This window comes from Pseudomonas sp. LBUM1674, assembly GCF_059695635.1.
On record NZ_CP166779.1, the window covers coordinates 4,248,072 to 4,262,164 of the forward strand.

At 53.4% G+C, this 14,093-nt stretch carries 14 protein-coding genes and 1 pseudogene; 2 read left to right on the plus strand and 13 right to left on the minus strand.

Annotated features, from left to right (window positions below):
• Window positions 1-3: 3 nt before the first annotated feature.
• From ACA067_RS19455 to ACA067_RS19480, 6 genes are all read right to left on the minus strand, one after another.
• Entirely contained in the window at window positions 4-1,044 is a 1,041-nt protein-coding gene (locus ACA067_RS19455) for a homoserine dehydrogenase (protein WP_497458060.1), read from the minus strand.
• Window positions 1,045-1,159: 115 nt separating this feature from the next.
• Complete coding sequence (locus tag ACA067_RS19460; protein WP_030130664.1) at window positions 1,160-1,597, minus strand: Lrp/AsnC family transcriptional regulator; 438 nt, start codon at window positions 1,595-1,597, stop codon at window positions 1,160-1,162.
• Window positions 1,594-2,982 carry a threonine synthase gene (thrC, locus tag ACA067_RS19465; RefSeq protein WP_497458061.1) on the minus strand — a complete coding sequence of 463 codons (1,389 nt, stop codon included), beginning with the start codon at window positions 2,980-2,982 and terminating at the stop codon, window positions 1,594-1,596. The genes ACA067_RS19460 and thrC overlap by 4 nt, the downstream gene beginning before the upstream one ends.
• A 19-nt stretch (window positions 2,983-3,001) precedes the next feature.
• Entirely contained in the window at window positions 3,002-3,892 is an 891-nt protein-coding gene (locus tag ACA067_RS19470; RefSeq protein WP_150744170.1) for a LysR substrate-binding domain-containing protein, read from the minus strand.
• 51 nt (window positions 3,893-3,943) lie between these two features.
• Window positions 3,944-5,380, minus strand: coding sequence for an amino acid permease (locus ACA067_RS19475; RefSeq protein WP_497458062.1), 1,437 nt, complete (start codon window positions 5,378-5,380; stop codon window positions 3,944-3,946).
• Between the two features lie 136 nt (window positions 5,381-5,516).
• Entirely contained in the window at window positions 5,517-6,785 is a 1,269-nt protein-coding gene (locus ACA067_RS19480; protein WP_497458063.1) for a cystathionine gamma-synthase family protein, read from the minus strand.
• Window positions 6,786-7,036: 251 nt separating this feature from the next.
• Here ACA067_RS19480 and ACA067_RS19485 point away from each other — a divergent pair, with 251 nt between their 5' ends.
• Window positions 7,037-7,357 (plus strand): hypothetical protein, encoded by a 321-nt coding sequence (locus ACA067_RS19485; protein ID WP_497462807.1) that lies wholly within the window; start codon window positions 7,037-7,039, stop codon window positions 7,355-7,357.
• Window positions 7,358-7,563: 206 nt separating this feature from the next.
• Here ACA067_RS19485 and ACA067_RS19490 read toward each other — a convergent pair whose 3' ends face one another.
• The 6 genes from ACA067_RS19490 to ACA067_RS19515 all read right to left on the minus strand — a co-directional run bounded on the left by ACA067_RS19490 (window position 7,564) and on the right by ACA067_RS19515 (window position 12,027).
• On the minus strand, window positions 7,564-7,968 hold the full coding sequence (locus ACA067_RS19490) for a DUF3597 domain-containing protein (RefSeq protein ID WP_497458064.1): 405 nt from the start codon (window positions 7,966-7,968) through the stop codon (window positions 7,564-7,566).
• 158 nt (window positions 7,969-8,126) lie between these two features.
• Window positions 8,127-8,519, minus strand: coding sequence for a VOC family protein (locus ACA067_RS19495; RefSeq protein ID WP_150788413.1), 393 nt, complete (start codon window positions 8,517-8,519; stop codon window positions 8,127-8,129).
• Window positions 8,520-9,148: 629 nt separating this feature from the next.
• Entirely contained in the window at window positions 9,149-9,745 is a 597-nt protein-coding gene (locus tag ACA067_RS19500; protein WP_497458065.1) for a hypothetical protein, read from the minus strand.
• Between the two features lie 287 nt (window positions 9,746-10,032).
• Complete coding sequence (locus ACA067_RS19505; protein WP_497458066.1) at window positions 10,033-10,389, minus strand: hypothetical protein; 357 nt, start codon at window positions 10,387-10,389, stop codon at window positions 10,033-10,035.
• 49 nt (window positions 10,390-10,438) lie between these two features.
• Complete coding sequence (locus tag ACA067_RS19510; RefSeq protein ID WP_497458067.1) at window positions 10,439-10,843, minus strand: DUF6957 family protein; 405 nt, start codon at window positions 10,841-10,843, stop codon at window positions 10,439-10,441.
• Between the two features lie 446 nt (window positions 10,844-11,289).
• Entirely contained in the window at window positions 11,290-12,027 is a 738-nt protein-coding gene (locus ACA067_RS19515; RefSeq protein WP_497458068.1) for a metallophosphoesterase, read from the minus strand.
• A gap of 194 nt (window positions 12,028-12,221) precedes the next feature.
• On the opposite strand from ACA067_RS19515, the gene ACA067_RS19520 reads away from it, so the two are divergent.
• Window positions 12,222-12,704, plus strand: coding sequence for a helix-turn-helix domain-containing protein (locus ACA067_RS19520; RefSeq protein WP_497462808.1), 483 nt, complete (start codon window positions 12,222-12,224; stop codon window positions 12,702-12,704).
• 218 nt (window positions 12,705-12,922) lie between these two features.
• Here the strand turns inward: ACA067_RS19520 and ACA067_RS19525 are convergent.
• Window positions 12,923-14,059, minus strand: a pseudogene (locus ACA067_RS19525) (RtcB family protein); the annotation flags it as partial.
• Window positions 14,060-14,093 lie beyond the last annotated feature (34 nt).

Consider the following 14,093-nt stretch of genomic DNA (forward strand, 5'->3'; position numbering starts at 1 on the left):
CTGTTATTTGCCGTGGGCGGTGTGGATGGCAACGATGTCCGACAGCAATGCGAAGGCCGTCTCGATACGCCCTGCCCCAGGCCCGGACACCGTGACAGCTCCCAGAAGTTCGGTATTGAATGACACTGCATTCGTAGCACCGCAAATACCTGCCAGAGGATGAGAGCTCGGCAGCAGCCGGGCCTCCACAGTCGCTCGAACCGAGCCATCTGCCTCACGATCGGCTGAGCCAATCAGTTTCCAGCTGGCGCCATTGGCACTTGCCTGGGCAATATCTTGCGCGCTGATATTGCTGATCCCCGAACACATCACATCGCTGACATTCAATCGTGCATTGAGCAGTTCGTTGGCCAGGATGACCACCTTGAGGCGGACATCAAACCCTTCCACATCGGCGGTCGGATCTGCCTCGGCATAGCCGAGCTGTTGCGCTTGTACCACGGCATCGTTGAACGTCATGCCGTCTTTCATGCGGGTCAGCACGTAGTTGGAAGTCCCGTTCAGGATGCCTTCGAAGCCTTTTACGTTGGCACCCGCCAAGGCCTGCCTGGCTAGACGAATCACCGGGGTGCCACTCATCACCGCTCCCTCGTATTCGAAAGCCACCTGGTTGCGACGGGCCAACGCCTTGAGCTCGGCACCGTGCAGTGCAATGGGCCCCTTATTGGTGGTCACTACATGAATGCCACTTTCCAATGCCCAACGGCAAAAGGTAGTGGCGGGCTCGCCATCCACCGGATTGGTGAAAGTGGCCTCCGCGATGATGTCCGCACCGGAATGCTTGATCACGGTTTCGTTGAAGGCCTCAGCATTGCCACCGGGCAACTGAGCGAAAGCGCCTTTCTCAACGGGCAGTGCGACCAACTGCTTTGCATCCAGACCGTCTTTGGCAACGATCGAGCCGAGGAACAGATCGGTGACACCGACAATTTTGACCGTGAAGCCCAGGGACTCTTTCCACTCGGCATTACGATCGGCGACCAATTGGGCGAAGCCACGGTTTACGCCACCAAACCCTACCAAGGCAATTTTGTACTCAGTCATAAAAGCGGTTCCTGTATTGATGTTGTTTGATAGGAACATCCTAAGAGCCGGGCTTTGGCAGTTGAATATGGCAAAGTGCTGTATTAGTTGGGCGTTTTGCCCAAGCACGATGTATTCAAAACACCGCAGAAAGAACGAACGAGGTCACGGTGTTTTCCACCCCTGGCATGGCCGCGATTTCCTTCCACACGAGATGGACACGTTCAGGTGTGGCGGCATTCACGCGCAGCATCAAATCGAACTCACCACTGAGTACTTCACATTGCACGACTTCGGGAATGGAGCGCAGCGCAGCCAGTACTTCTTCGCCACGCATGCGGTCGTAGCGGTAGACAAAGATCACCGCGCTGATAAGCGACGTAGGCCGCCGCGACTCACCGAGAAGTACCGTATAGCCCTGGATCGCACCGTCGCGCTCAAGACGCTCGATGCGCTGGCGCACAGCATTGCGCGACAAGTTGATCTTGGCACCCAGTTCAATATGGGCTATTCGCGCATTGGCGGTAAGTTCGGCCAGTATGCGTTCGTCCAACGGATCCAGAATGCGCTTCATGCAAGCCTCTGCTGCGCCAGACGAAGAGCCTGGCACAGACCGTCCAGGTCGCCCTTGCCCAGGTACGGTGGTTGCGCGCGCACCTCGACAGTGCCCGGAACGCTTGCTTGCCAGACGCCAAGTTCGGCCAACAGCGCCGCCGACCTGGCCGGCGCAATTTGCCCGAAAGTGACCATCGGTGCCCCCAGACTGCGTCGATGAAGCCGGCCGGCCAGTACTCCGACAGCGGTGTGAGGATCGATGGCCGAGCCTGTCTCTCGGAATAGTTCGACCACCTCATCGCGCACCTGGGATTCGTCTACCGCATAGGAATCGAAGAGTACTCGGGCACGCAGCCATTGCTGATTGCCGATGCTCATTTCTCCGCAACTTTCAAAATGCTCCATCAGCGCTTTTGTTGAGCAGCCATCGTGCTCGTAAATCTCCCAAATAAACCGCTCCAGGTTGGAATACAACGAGAAGTCCATCGCCGGCGATACTGTTCGATTCGTCATCCGGGTGGAGTAGCGATTGCAATGGAAAAACTGATGCAGGGCATCATTGCTGTTGGTGGAAATGATCACCTGATTGATGGGTAATCCCATCTTCTGCGCGATGTAGCCGGCGTAGATCTCGGCCGAGCTGGCAGCTGGAACGCTAAAGCCAACGGGACGCGAGCCACCGCCCAGTTGCAACGCCGCATGGAAGTAAAAAACTATCTGGGCAAGGACGCCGATCCAATTGGACGAGTTGAAACAGACCGGCATCACTCCGTCCAACGGCCACTCACGCAAGAGTCGGGAGACCAGTGTCTGACAATCATCGAAATTTCCGTCAACCGCAAACAGCTGAACCCGCTGCGGGTCGGCTGCCTGCAAGGCACTGAGTTGCTCAGGCGCAAGCCCGTCGCGCGGATACAGTATCGCCATGCGGGCGGCCGGGCAGTCAGCAAAGGCGTCAAGCGCCGCGAGGCCGGTATCACCGTTAGTTGCACCGACCACCCATGCTTCTTTCCCGACCTCCTGCAGAAAATGCTTGACCAGGCGCGCCTGCAATTGCGCGGCGAAATCTTTGGAAGAACGGGTCGGGCCATGAAACAGCTGGAGTATCCACTCGTTATGCCCGATCTGCTCAAGCGGCGTAATAGCGCGGTGCTTGAATTTTTGATAGCTGTCACTGAGCAAGCCACGCAGGGTGCTTTCGTCCATTGACGAGCCAACAAAGGGCGAGATTATCCGCCATACCAACTCATCAAACGGCAGCCATGACCAGCTGGTAATTTGTTTCTCAGTGAATACTGGCAAACTGGTCGGGACATACAGGCCTCCATTTTCGGCGAGCCCCGACAGAACCACACTGCGAAAATCCGCCCGCATGTCACCGCCACGTGTGCTTACATAATCCATGACCACTCCCCAATCGGTATTACAAAAGGCGATGGGCTTGAGCCACCAGCCAGGTAGAAAAATTTGCAGCATCTGGCGATAGCGCTTCGGCCTGTTCGTGTACCAGATAAAAAGATTCGCTAGCCTCGATTCGGTGACTGAATGGCGCAACCAATTGCCCACTGTTAAGCAAATCCTCGACCACGGAAGAGCGTGCCAGCGCAACGCCCTGCCCCAATTCGGCCATGCGGATCGTGGAGATCAGCGTGTCAAACTGAAGGCCACGGGAATAGTCGACGTCGTCTGCTCCCACTCGCTTCAACCAGTAACCCCAACCTTCTTCGTAACCCAACACGTGAAGCAGGGAATGGTTCATCAAGTCGCGAGGCTCATGTATGGGTGAGCTGGCCATGAGCGTCGGGGAGCAAACAGGCTGAAGGATGTCCCAGGTCAATCGCTGAGCGTGCAAGCCCGACCACTCACCGCATCCCCAGCGAATCTCTAGGTCGTCCTCGCCGTCCGGTTCTTTCACCCAGATATTGCTGATATATCGAATATCGATCTGCGGATACTCTCGACAAAAATCCGCGAGCCGGGGAGCCAACCAGTAGTGAAGAAAGGAAAGGCTGCCACGCACCTTCAAATGTCTTCGATTGTGCTGGCCGAAAATCTCGTTTGTGCCGACTGCAAGGCGACTGATCGCGTCTTGTACGACAGGCAGGTACGACTGTCCTTCCTCGGTCAAGCCAAGCCCTCGAGGCAAGCGCTTGAACAGCGCCACCCCGAGGTGACTTTCCAACTGACGGATCTGCTGACTCACAGCCCCTTGAGTCAAATGGAGTTCTTCTGCCGCGTGGGTAAAGTTCAAATAACGCGCCGATACTTCGAATGCCCTCAACCAATTCAAGGGTGGTAGTGATTTTTGACTCATCGGCGCAACCTCATCAGGGCTTTATCTATGCTCAATCATTGCCTGAGAACTTCACGCGGTGCCAGAGGAATGAACAGCGGCGGCTAAAGCCAACCGCTCTGCTCTCTTGTTGCGAGTGATCCAGTAAACGAAATAACACCACGCGATAAAGGGAAGGCCGAAGTAAAGCGCCACTCTCTGCTCAGGATCAAAAGCGATACCCACACACGCCAGCAGACAACACAACATCGCACCGATAGGCACCCACGGATAGCCACGTACACGGAAATGCAGGTCTTCAACTCGTCCGCCATTGGCGACGTATTGACGACGGAACGCGATCTGGCTAGCAGCAATGCTCATCCACACAACTACGACCGCCAGCCCGGAAATGGACACCAAGGCTAAGTAAACCGTATCAGGGGCAAGCACACTGCTGAGCAGAGAAGCCACTGCACCCGCCATACTAAGAACGATGGCGTTCACCGGTGTGCCCCGACTGGAGAGCCTGGCGTAGCGCTTAGGCATATGTCCTTGATCGCTCAATGTCCACAGCATGCGCGATGCTGCATACAGCCCCGAGTTAGCGGCGGAAATCAGTGCCGTGAGAATTACGAAGTTCATGATGTCGGCAGAGTATGGGATGCCAATCAGCTCAAATACCATGACGAACGGGCTTTCCACGAGACCCGCTTGCTCTCGTGGCAGTAACGTCGCAAGGACGAAAATTGTCCCCACAAAGAACAGTGCCAAACGTACCACTGTCGTACGGATTGCCTTGGGCACGCTAGTTTGTGGATCTTGCGCTTCACCTGCCGCAATCCCGATCAGCTCAGTTCCGGAAAATGCAAAGGACACAGCCAGGAGAGTCATTGCAATGGGTAAGAACCCGGTGGGGAAAAGCCCCTCACGTGTGAAGTTGGATAATCCCGCACCCTGCAAATTCTGTATCTGAAAAAGACCGAGAATTGCCGCTCCGCCAATCACGATGAACGTGATAACGGTCAGAACCTTAATCAGCGAAAGCCAAAATTCAGTCTCCGCAAACAACCGAACAGACACAACATTGCTTGAGAAAACGGCAATGGCAAACAGCGCACTCCAAATCCACACCGGGGTGTCAGGAAACCACCGAACCATCAGTATGCCCGCAGCAGTAAATTCAGAACCGATGGCGACCGCCCAAGTGAGCCAGTAAAGCCAAGCCACTGTATAGCCTGTGCCCGGGCCCAGGTATCGCGTCGCGTAACTACTGAACGATCCGGTTTCTGGCATCTGTACAGCCAACTCACCGAGACAGACCATGACCAAATACACCATCACTGCACCGATGATGTAAGCGATCACTGCACCGAGCGGCCCTGCCTGATTAACCGTGTAACCGGAGGTCAGGAATAAGCCCGTGCCGATCACACCGCCCAACGCCAACATAACGATGTGGCGGGTTTGCATTTCCTTTTTGAAATGCGAATTTGGATCGGGCTGCTTTTCTTCTATCTGAGTGGACATAGTTATATTCTCATGAAATGGGCGGACAAACGCCTTGTAACTGACTTTTTGGCAGTACAATTTTGTTGTCGCTAGATTTTATTATTTTCATTCTTCATGAAGGGCTTTAGATGGATATCGAAAGTCCTGCCCGTCGTCAGGCTCCTACCTCAATGAAACGTTGGGCACTGTCAGCGTGAAGGCTTGCATCACCTTGTTTACTTCGCACTAAAGCGAAGGCTTGTTTTAGGTCAGCCAATAAATCTGCTGATTCTTCAATACCTACGGACACTCGAACCAAGCCTTCGGAAATCCCAAGTGCCTGGCGCTCTTCCAAGGTGTTTTCCACGTGACTGGTCGTCCGTGCCGGCCCGTAGATGGTTTCCACAGCGCCCAGGTTACCCGCCCGATGCGCATACATGAGCAGCGGGAGCAGACGAGTCACTGTGTCCATGCCTCCTTTCAGCACGAAGCTGACGATGGCTCCGAATCCATTCATTTGCGAGCGAGCGATGTCATGACCTGGATGTTGAGGCAGCCCCGGATAGTTAACAGACTCTACCAGCGGCTCGGTAGCGAGGTACTCGGCCAACAGTTGCGCGCTCGCCTGTTGCTGACGAAGACGCAGAGCCAGCGTCTTGATGCCTCGGATGATTAGATACGCCGAAAAAGGGTCGAGCGAGGCCCCATTGATTTCGCGGTAATGGCGAACTTGAGACATCAAATGCTCGGCGCCGCAAACCATACCACCGAGTACATCACCATGACCGGACAGGAATTTGGTCGCGCTGTGCACAACCACATCAACGCCTAAAGCGAGCGGATTCTGATTCAGAGGCGTCGCGAAGGTATTGTCCGCAATGACCAAAGCGCCCACTCGCTTCGCCGCTGCCACAAGGCGTCGAATATCAACGATTTTCAGAGTCGGGTTGGTAGGCGTTTCCAGGTACAGAACGTTGCAGCCTTTAGCGATCTCCTGCTCGAGAGTCACAGTGGCGAGCGTATCGCAAAGGGTTACCTCTACACCCATGCGTGGAAGAAACTCCTCAAAAATCTTATTCGTACCACCGTAGCTGTCAAGTGTAGATACCACACGCTGCCCATAGGACAGGAAGGTGTGTAGTACACCGCTGATTGCGGCCATTCCGGTACTGAAAGCTACAGCCGACTCTGCGTTTTCGAGCTCACAGAGTTTATCTTCTAAGACAGAGACAGTTGGATTGCTCATCCGGCTGTAAATGAAGCCGGGTTCCTTTCCCAATGCCACGTCATACCACTTATCGATATCGTCATAGCCATAGGCGGCACTGACCACGATGGGTGTCTGGGTCGCATTATAGGGATGTTGAACTTGCTCTCCTCCCCATACCACTCGAGTTCCCATCCCAACCTCGGAAGGCTGGACGGCGTCTTTTTTATTTTCCATAAGATTGTCTCGTATCAAGGGAAACACAACCGTGTTCCAAGTGGTCTTCAGAGGACTATAAAGGAAGACTCGTGCTGGTGAAAAATCATGATATCTGGGAGTAAGGGCTGCTTTTTTTAATGGCTGGATGGGGGTAAGCGGCCGTCTAGCCAGTACCACCTAAGAGAATCCCTCACCAAAATACAGCTGTGCGATGCCACGAGCTTGGGTGTGCCGTACTTAGGCCCCATGGAGATGCAGAGATGAATCCAATGACTCCAATGACTCCTGACGGTCGCTACTTTGTAGTCAAAGGGCAGCTGTGGCGTTGCACCAATCCATTGTTGAATGAAGATGCGCGGCAGCGCTTGGTCAATGACTTGATGACGGCGCGTCGTGAGGTAAAGGCAGCGAAAGCGTCTGGTGATCCTGGGCAGTTATTGGCGGCACGGGCAAGGGTTCAGGAGGCCAAGGTAGACCTCGGTGAGCGCGGGCCTGTTTGGTGGAACGACGGCAGCCCTGACTTCAACAGGAATCAGATTGACAATACACCTTATGCAGAGTGGTACCGCTCCCTCAGTGCCGAAATCTGAAGAGATTACCACCGGCAGGAGCCGAGGAAAGGGAGAGGCACTAGCCTTAGGCATTCCAAGTCTTAGTCCTACTGGGATTGGGAAACTCAAACGATAACGGACAGGGTTTTCCCATGCCTATGATAAGTGCGTACCGCTGTTCCCAGATTTTCAGCCCGTGAACACGGTACGCACCAGCGCAGGATTTGTACCTGAGCAACGTAATTCTAATTCAGCAAATCCGCAGGCACCTTCCCGCCATTTTCCGCCAGCTTTTTCATAACCGCCGAATGGAGCCAGATGTTCATCGCTGCCGAATCGTCAGTAGAGCCTGTGTAATGCAACTCCGCAGCAAGTTGTTTACGTGCAGCCAGGCTACTGTCGATGTTCAACAGTTTGAGCAAATCTACAATCGAGGTGCGCCAATTGAGTTGCGCGCTTTGCTGGCTGGCCAAGGCTTCCAGTTTCGAGGCGACGTCGACTTCGCTGATCGCAGCCGTCGGGGTCGGGGTCGAGGTCTGTGGTGTAACGGGGGAAGCACCGGCGGTAGGATCAGCAGGAGCGGCCTCGGCTGGCGACGCTGCGTGTTTACCTATCCCGAGTTTTTCCAATATCGTGCTGAATAAGCTCATGTGAATTCTCCAGGGATTGAATGGCCAACACTCCGTTGAGCAATGGCTACCTATGGATGACTCTCATCATTCCGCTAAAGTTTTATCTAGTTTTCTGCGTGCCGCGACTTCGAAAAATACCAATTTTCCCCGGCTGATTGACGCAACACTGATACCGATCAGCCTTTGAAGAAGACGGCGATCTTGTTTCCTACCGGATCACGAAGGTAGGCAACATAGAAGTCATCGGTGTAAGCCTCTCGGATACCCGGCTTGCCTTCATCCATTCCACCATTTGCCAGACCAGCAGCGTATACCTTCTCTACTGTTGACCTGGAGTCGGCCTGCAGCGCCGGCATCATCCCATTCCCCGCCGTCGCCGGTTGGCCGTCAAAAGGTCGAGCGATATGAATGCTGCCTGGCCCATTGGACTTATCCGCACTCTCGGGAAGTGAGAAGCAGTATTGCCCTTCAGATTGCTCTTTCTCATAGCGAAGCGGCGACAGAATGGCGTCGTAGAACCGTGCTGAAACCTCGACATCGTTGGCGCCAATGAACAGATAGCTGAGCATGGATTCCTCCTCGAAGGGCATCAATGAATCAACGGAAATTGCTATCCCCTGCTACCCGTTCGACATACGAGCGAAGGCCGAAATCCATTTTTTGAAGCCGCCCGCTGGGGCAGAAAAATTATGGATCAGCAATAATTATGACTGAGCCATAATTTTGAATAATCCCAAAAGTGCCCTGCGCGCGGACATGAGGGCTTAATCCTGACCGCTGCCTCTAGGACAATAATTCAGTCGCTTTTTCGCGTAAGCGGCTAGCCGTGGTCAGATGAATATGCGTGGTTTTATCTCTCACCCAGTGGCGCGGGCCGGATCGGCTGGCTGAAGCGAATATCGGCGGTTTCATCTGCCGGCCCTACTGGCCGTTCCAACCAGCAAATACGGGCCTTTAACGAATATCGGGGTTTTATCTCCCACCCAATGGCGAGGGTCGGATCCGTTCGCGGCAGCGAATATAAGCGGTTTCATCTCCCGGCCACGCTGGCCGTTCCGCCCAGCAAATATGGGACTTTGACGAATATCGGGGGTTTTATCTCCCACCCCATGGTGAGGGTCGGATCCGTTCGCGGCAGCGAATATAAGCGGTTTCATCTCCCGGCCCCGCTGTAGCCCTGCCCTAAACAAACATCAGGTCACCTATACGCGTTATGCGGACTCCTGATTAAATGCGCTTTAGGCTTCGTCGCTAAAAACACCGCAGTCCATAGCTGTTCCGCTAACCACTGTGCTTCCCCTCGGCTGAGACTCCAGCCAACCCAACCAAAAAGCAATAAGACGTATTGGCCATCTAGTCTGATCTGAAAATCATAGATAGCCTCTTCCCCATCTTTAAATTCCCGCACCGGTTCGGGATCAAGCAGGGCTCCTGTCATTAGGAAACTTCTACCAGTCATCACGACCTGGAGCAAATCAAGTGTTTTCTGTGATCCAAACGGCTCATGGCGCTCAATGAGAACAGCCCAATTGTCGTGATTTGTTTGGATATTAGACTTATCCGACTTTGGGTGATTGGGATCAAACGAGTTGAGTACTGCTTTGATTAAACCAGACGCGATCTCATAAGCTTGCTGTGTGGTGAAGCATGCTTTGAAGTCGTCTAGGACTACACGAATAATACGGGACGGGGTGAGTTTGACAGTCGCACGGTAATGCTCGTCTGTTCCTGGAAAACTGAAAAACTCAGAAGACCTGAAGGTGAGGCGGGATTTCAAACGCTGGTTGTCGCTCATGGCATTCTCGAAAAATTGGCTTACTAAATCAAATTCGGCTCAACCCCCGACGATCTTTAACAGATTAAAAAGTTTATTTAGCGTCCAGCGTGAGGGGTAAGCCGAGCTTCGCCAAGTGCTCTTGAGAGATTAACCAAGAACTACGTCGCCTGCCGCCCAGGCAGGTATTCCTTTGTGCTGCCACCAGGTGCGAGCCAGTCGCCCCTTCGCATAGCGGCTAATCAAAAAATCGAGCCGACCAAATGAAGGGCTCCAAATCGCGGCTTTGGAGCACTTTGACTGAGCGCTCAGATGCGCTCGCCGGTGCTAAGGAACTTCAGAAAACCAGGCCGTCCACAATCTCGCATGAAGCTGCCGACTACGTAATTTCCATCGAGCGTTTCAAGCACCCAGAACCGTCCTTCCTTTCTCGCCGAGTGAATTTTTCCAGTGCGGAGGATAGCGCCATCTACTTTGCGGAACGCCTCGTTTTTCTCAGAGTGGTCAAAAGAAACACCTACGCACGTATCCTCAGCAATGAAAGCATCACTGATGAAAGCAGTAATCGGCACGCTGTATTTTCGATGGCTCGCTCGAACCAAGCGAACCAGTTGAAACTCACTGACATCTTTACCGTGCAGCTCTACTTCGATTGCATCAGGCATCCGGCCAAATCTCCAAAATTACTCAACATGTGTTTGCGGTGTTCACCGCTCACGCGGGCGACATCGAAAACGCGGCTCCCACAGTGGCAGATTTTCGTTGGCCTGGGCCCCATAAAAGGTAGACGGTGCTCTTGGTTTCAAACATGCAGCCGTAAATGAAAGACACCACAAAATTACTGCGCACCCACATGCCTGGCTGAAAGCGCCCTCCGCTGTCCAGGACTACCTCGTGAGCGAATAGCGTCATGGGAAGCAGACCGAGGTTCGTAAGCTTTTCCATTTCCTCAGGTGTCACAGTGAGGTCAATCAAGATCCACTGCCGCACCACACAAAACGCTTTGCCGGGGAACAGCTTTCCCGCTAGGGAAATTAAATCCTCTTGGGAACCAGTCCAACCCGAAGTTCCCCCGTCATTACCGTAGAGGAGCTGAGCGATTTCATCCAACGTCACCATAGTTAAATCTCAAATTGATTTAGGTTAAGGAACGCTTGTATAGGTTTGCCCCGCCATGGTCACGAACTCGTAGACTGGTGGCTCTTTGTCAGAGCTTTGCAATCTTATTTCGGAAAGCGGTTCCATTAGGCGCTCACTTTGCCGATTCATCCACGGTGGCGAAATGAGGTATACCTTGGTGACAGCAATAAATTCAGAATCACCTGAACTGCATATGGTTTGAACCGATGCTGCGTCACAGACGAGGCGCGTGCTTGGCCCCAATGTTCCGTCGAAGAACCCTACCCCCTCTATTAAGAACGAATATTGGTTGTGACTAAGGTCGACTGACTTCCACAGCAGGAGACTCTCATCAGGCATTTTAAATCTGCCTTGCAGCTGACTTTCGCTTGTTCTAAACACTACACACTCCTGGATAACAGACTTTGTTGGCGCGCCGTTGACCTTTAAATCGTCAGCACTAGATCCGATACAAATCCCGTGTCTTCAAACGGGTAGCCACGCGGATTGGATGCATGTGGAATGCCGTTAATGGATTTGTGATAGCCGACATGCGTGTGACCGTGAACCCATAGATCTATATCGAATTCTGCAAATTCTTTCCAATCATTGACGTAAGCTGCAGCTAGATGCCCCATTTCATATTTAATCCCGGGGGCACACTCAGGTGATGGTGCATGATGCGTTACGACTACTGTCTTCCCTTGATACTTTGTGGACAATTGCGAGAGCAGCCATTGTTTCGCAAATTCCGACTTTTGCTGCATTTCGATTGGTTTTACACGTCGATACTGAGCTCCAGTTCTGATCTGCCTATAGTCATTCATAGATCCTTGAGCACTAAGAAGCGCAGAAGATACATCTCCAGTTGAGCGAAAATCAGTCCAGCTGGTTGTACCAAGAAACCTCACTCCATCGATGACTACTTGATCGTTCTCTAGAACGTGAACATGCGGGAACGCCTTAGTCCGCATTTTTTCCAACGTTCGATCGAGATGGCCTTTGTAATACTCATGGTTTCCGGCGACGTAGATCACCGGGCAGCGAAAGTTTTTGTTTGCCCATTCCACTCCCCTGGCTAATAGATCGATGTCCCCTGCCAACACAACAACATCCACGTCATGCGTAGCAGGCGAGAAATCCTGGAACTCAAGGTGGAGGTCTGACAGCAAGTGAATTCTCATACCCTCACCTCCTTGGTCACAGTGTCAATTTATGGCTAATGTTTAAGGGAGTCGAAAAAAAAGACGAGCGTGAGCCGTGCAAAATCGAAAATTCGCCTCCCTAATCGCCATAAATTTCAACTGCCTAATATATACGGTCGATGAAATCGAAGCAACATGGCTTTATCCCTTCCTTTTGGGGATACAAGATGTCAATGAGGCGCGCCTTCGCTGTCACGCTGCGAGCTCTGCGTAAAGCAAAGGGCATGAGCCAGGATGAATTTTCAGAAGCTATGGGTCGTCATTACACGAGCTGGCTTGAGAACGGAAATTCGAGCGTTACGCTAGATAAGGTCGTTGCCATCGCTGCTGTTCTGAAAGTTGAACCGCTCCTGATGGTCGCTTTGTGCGAATCCGTGCGGAGTGGACAGTCCGTTCAAGAGACGATAAAGGGGGTTCTAGCCGCGACTACCCTTCTCAGCCATAACGGGTTGCTCGAAGCATTCCAGAAGGAAGTTGACCGAGCTCAGGCTACAGAAGGCCTTTCGAATGAATCGCGCCTAAAGCTCACAGAAGAAAAGATCGAAGCCCTTCTACAGACGGGTTTGGATCAGAAGACTATTGCAAAAAATCTTGAGCTCAGTTCGGCTACTGTCTCTCGATACTGCAAAAGAATCAGGGAGAAAAATCACATCTAGACTCAGCGGAATCCGTTCTAAGCGAGCGGAAAATCCGCTTTTTTGTGTCAATCGATAGAAAAATCGACGTGTCAATCACAGCTTGCTCAGCTTGTCCGTTTGCAGACCTAGTCAATCAATCAATGTTTTTATAAAACCAACATTGACATGCTATTTACCTCTACAGGGCCCGCATTTGGGCACCCTCAGCCATTGTCAATGTCCATAACACAATATGATGCCATCGGTATTTCATCAATCACTGATGCATCCTTGCGGCACTCCACATGGGCCGTGGCGCGGATCTGATCGTCGACGGTGAAGGTGTTTTTCGCTTTGGTGCGGCTCATGGTGCGCCCGGCGCCGTGGCTGCAGGAGCAGAACGATTGTTCATTGCCCAAGCCGCGAACGATGAAGCTTTTCGCCCCCATGGAGCCGGGAATGATCCCCAGCTCGCCTTTGTTCGCCGACACCGCGCCCTTGCGGGTGACCCACACGTCCTCGCCGAAATGCCGCTCTTTCTGCACATAGTTGTGATGACAGTTGACAGCCTCCAGCGCGACCTCGAATGGCTTGCGGATCACGTGCCGAGCGGCCCCGATCACCGCCTGCATCATCAATGCACGGTTTTGCCGGGCGAAATCCTGGGCCCAGCCCACCGCTTCGACATAGTCCGCGAAATGTCGACTGCCTTCTTTGAAATAAGCCAGGTCGCGGTCCGGCAGATTGGCCAGGTGCTGACGCATGTCCGCCTGGGCCAATTGAATGAACAGATTGCCAATGGCGTTACCGACGCCGCGCGAGCCGCTGTGCAGCATGAACCAGACCCTGTCGGCTTCGTCCAGGCAGACCTCGATGAAATGATTGCCGCTGCCCAGCGTGCCCAAATGGTGGCGGTTGTTGGTGCTGGCCAGTTTCGGGTACTTGGCGGTAATCGACTTGAACCGTTGATCCAGCGCCGCCCAAGCCCGGTCCGCCTGCTTTGGCACGCTGTGCCACGCGCCTTCGTCGCGGCGACCTCGGCTCAATGTACGTCCGTGGGGTACGGCCTTTTCGATGGCGCTGCGCAGCGCATGCAGGTTGTCGGGCAAGTCGGTGGCTGTCAGGGTGGTACAGGCGGCGATCATGCCGCAACCGATGTCGACCCCGACCGCGGCCGGAATGATCGCGCCCACGGTGGGGATCACGCTGCCAATGGTCGACCCTTTGCCCAGGTGCACATCGGGCATGACCGCCAGGTGTTTGAAGATGAACGGCATCTTCGCGGTGTTGATCAATTGCTGCCGGGCTTCGCTTTCGACCGGGACGCCCTCGGTCCACAGCTTGATCGGCTTGCCGTCGCGCACTTCCAACAGTTGCCAGGTAGAGGCTTGCATGATTGCGGCTCTATTCAGGATCGGACAAACATAA

What these genes read in the sequence shown, in the direction of transcription:
- ACA067_RS19455 (WP_497458060.1), bottom strand. Translation starts at nt 1,044, where the DNA reads ATGACTGAGTACAAAATTGCCTTGGTAGGGTTTGGTGGCGTAAACCGT.
- ACA067_RS19460 (WP_030130664.1), bottom strand. Translation starts at nt 1,597, where the DNA reads ATGAAGCGCATTCTGGATCCGTTGGACGAACGCATACTGGCCGAACTT.
- thrC (WP_497458061.1), bottom strand. Translation starts at nt 2,982, where the DNA reads ATGGATTATGTAAGCACACGTGGCGGTGACATGCGGGCGGATTTTCGC.
- ACA067_RS19470 (WP_150744170.1), bottom strand. Translation starts at nt 3,892, where the DNA reads ATGAGTCAAAAATCACTACCACCCTTGAATTGGTTGAGGGCATTCGAA.
- ACA067_RS19475 (WP_497458062.1), bottom strand. Translation starts at nt 5,380, where the DNA reads ATGTCCACTCAGATAGAAGAAAAGCAGCCCGATCCAAATTCGCATTTC.
- ACA067_RS19480 (WP_497458063.1), bottom strand. Translation starts at nt 6,785, where the DNA reads ATGGAAAATAAAAAAGACGCCGTCCAGCCTTCCGAGGTTGGGATGGGA.
- ACA067_RS19485 (WP_497462807.1), top strand. Translation starts at nt 7,037, where the DNA reads ATGACTCCAATGACTCCTGACGGTCGCTACTTTGTAGTCAAAGGGCAG.
- ACA067_RS19490 (WP_497458064.1), bottom strand. Translation starts at nt 7,968, where the DNA reads ATGAGCTTATTCAGCACGATATTGGAAAAACTCGGGATAGGTAAACAC.
- ACA067_RS19495 (WP_150788413.1), bottom strand. Translation starts at nt 8,519, where the DNA reads ATGCTCAGCTATCTGTTCATTGGCGCCAACGATGTCGAGGTTTCAGCA.
- ACA067_RS19500 (WP_497458065.1), bottom strand. Translation starts at nt 9,745, where the DNA reads ATGAGCGACAACCAGCGTTTGAAATCCCGCCTCACCTTCAGGTCTTCT.
- ACA067_RS19505 (WP_497458066.1), bottom strand. Translation starts at nt 10,389, where the DNA reads ATGCCTGATGCAATCGAAGTAGAGCTGCACGGTAAAGATGTCAGTGAG.
- ACA067_RS19510 (WP_497458067.1), bottom strand. Translation starts at nt 10,843, where the DNA reads ATGGTGACGTTGGATGAAATCGCTCAGCTCCTCTACGGTAATGACGGG.
- ACA067_RS19515 (WP_497458068.1), bottom strand. Translation starts at nt 12,027, where the DNA reads ATGAGAATTCACTTGCTGTCAGACCTCCACCTTGAGTTCCAGGATTTC.
- ACA067_RS19520 (WP_497462808.1), top strand. Translation starts at nt 12,222, where the DNA reads ATGAGGCGCGCCTTCGCTGTCACGCTGCGAGCTCTGCGTAAAGCAAAG.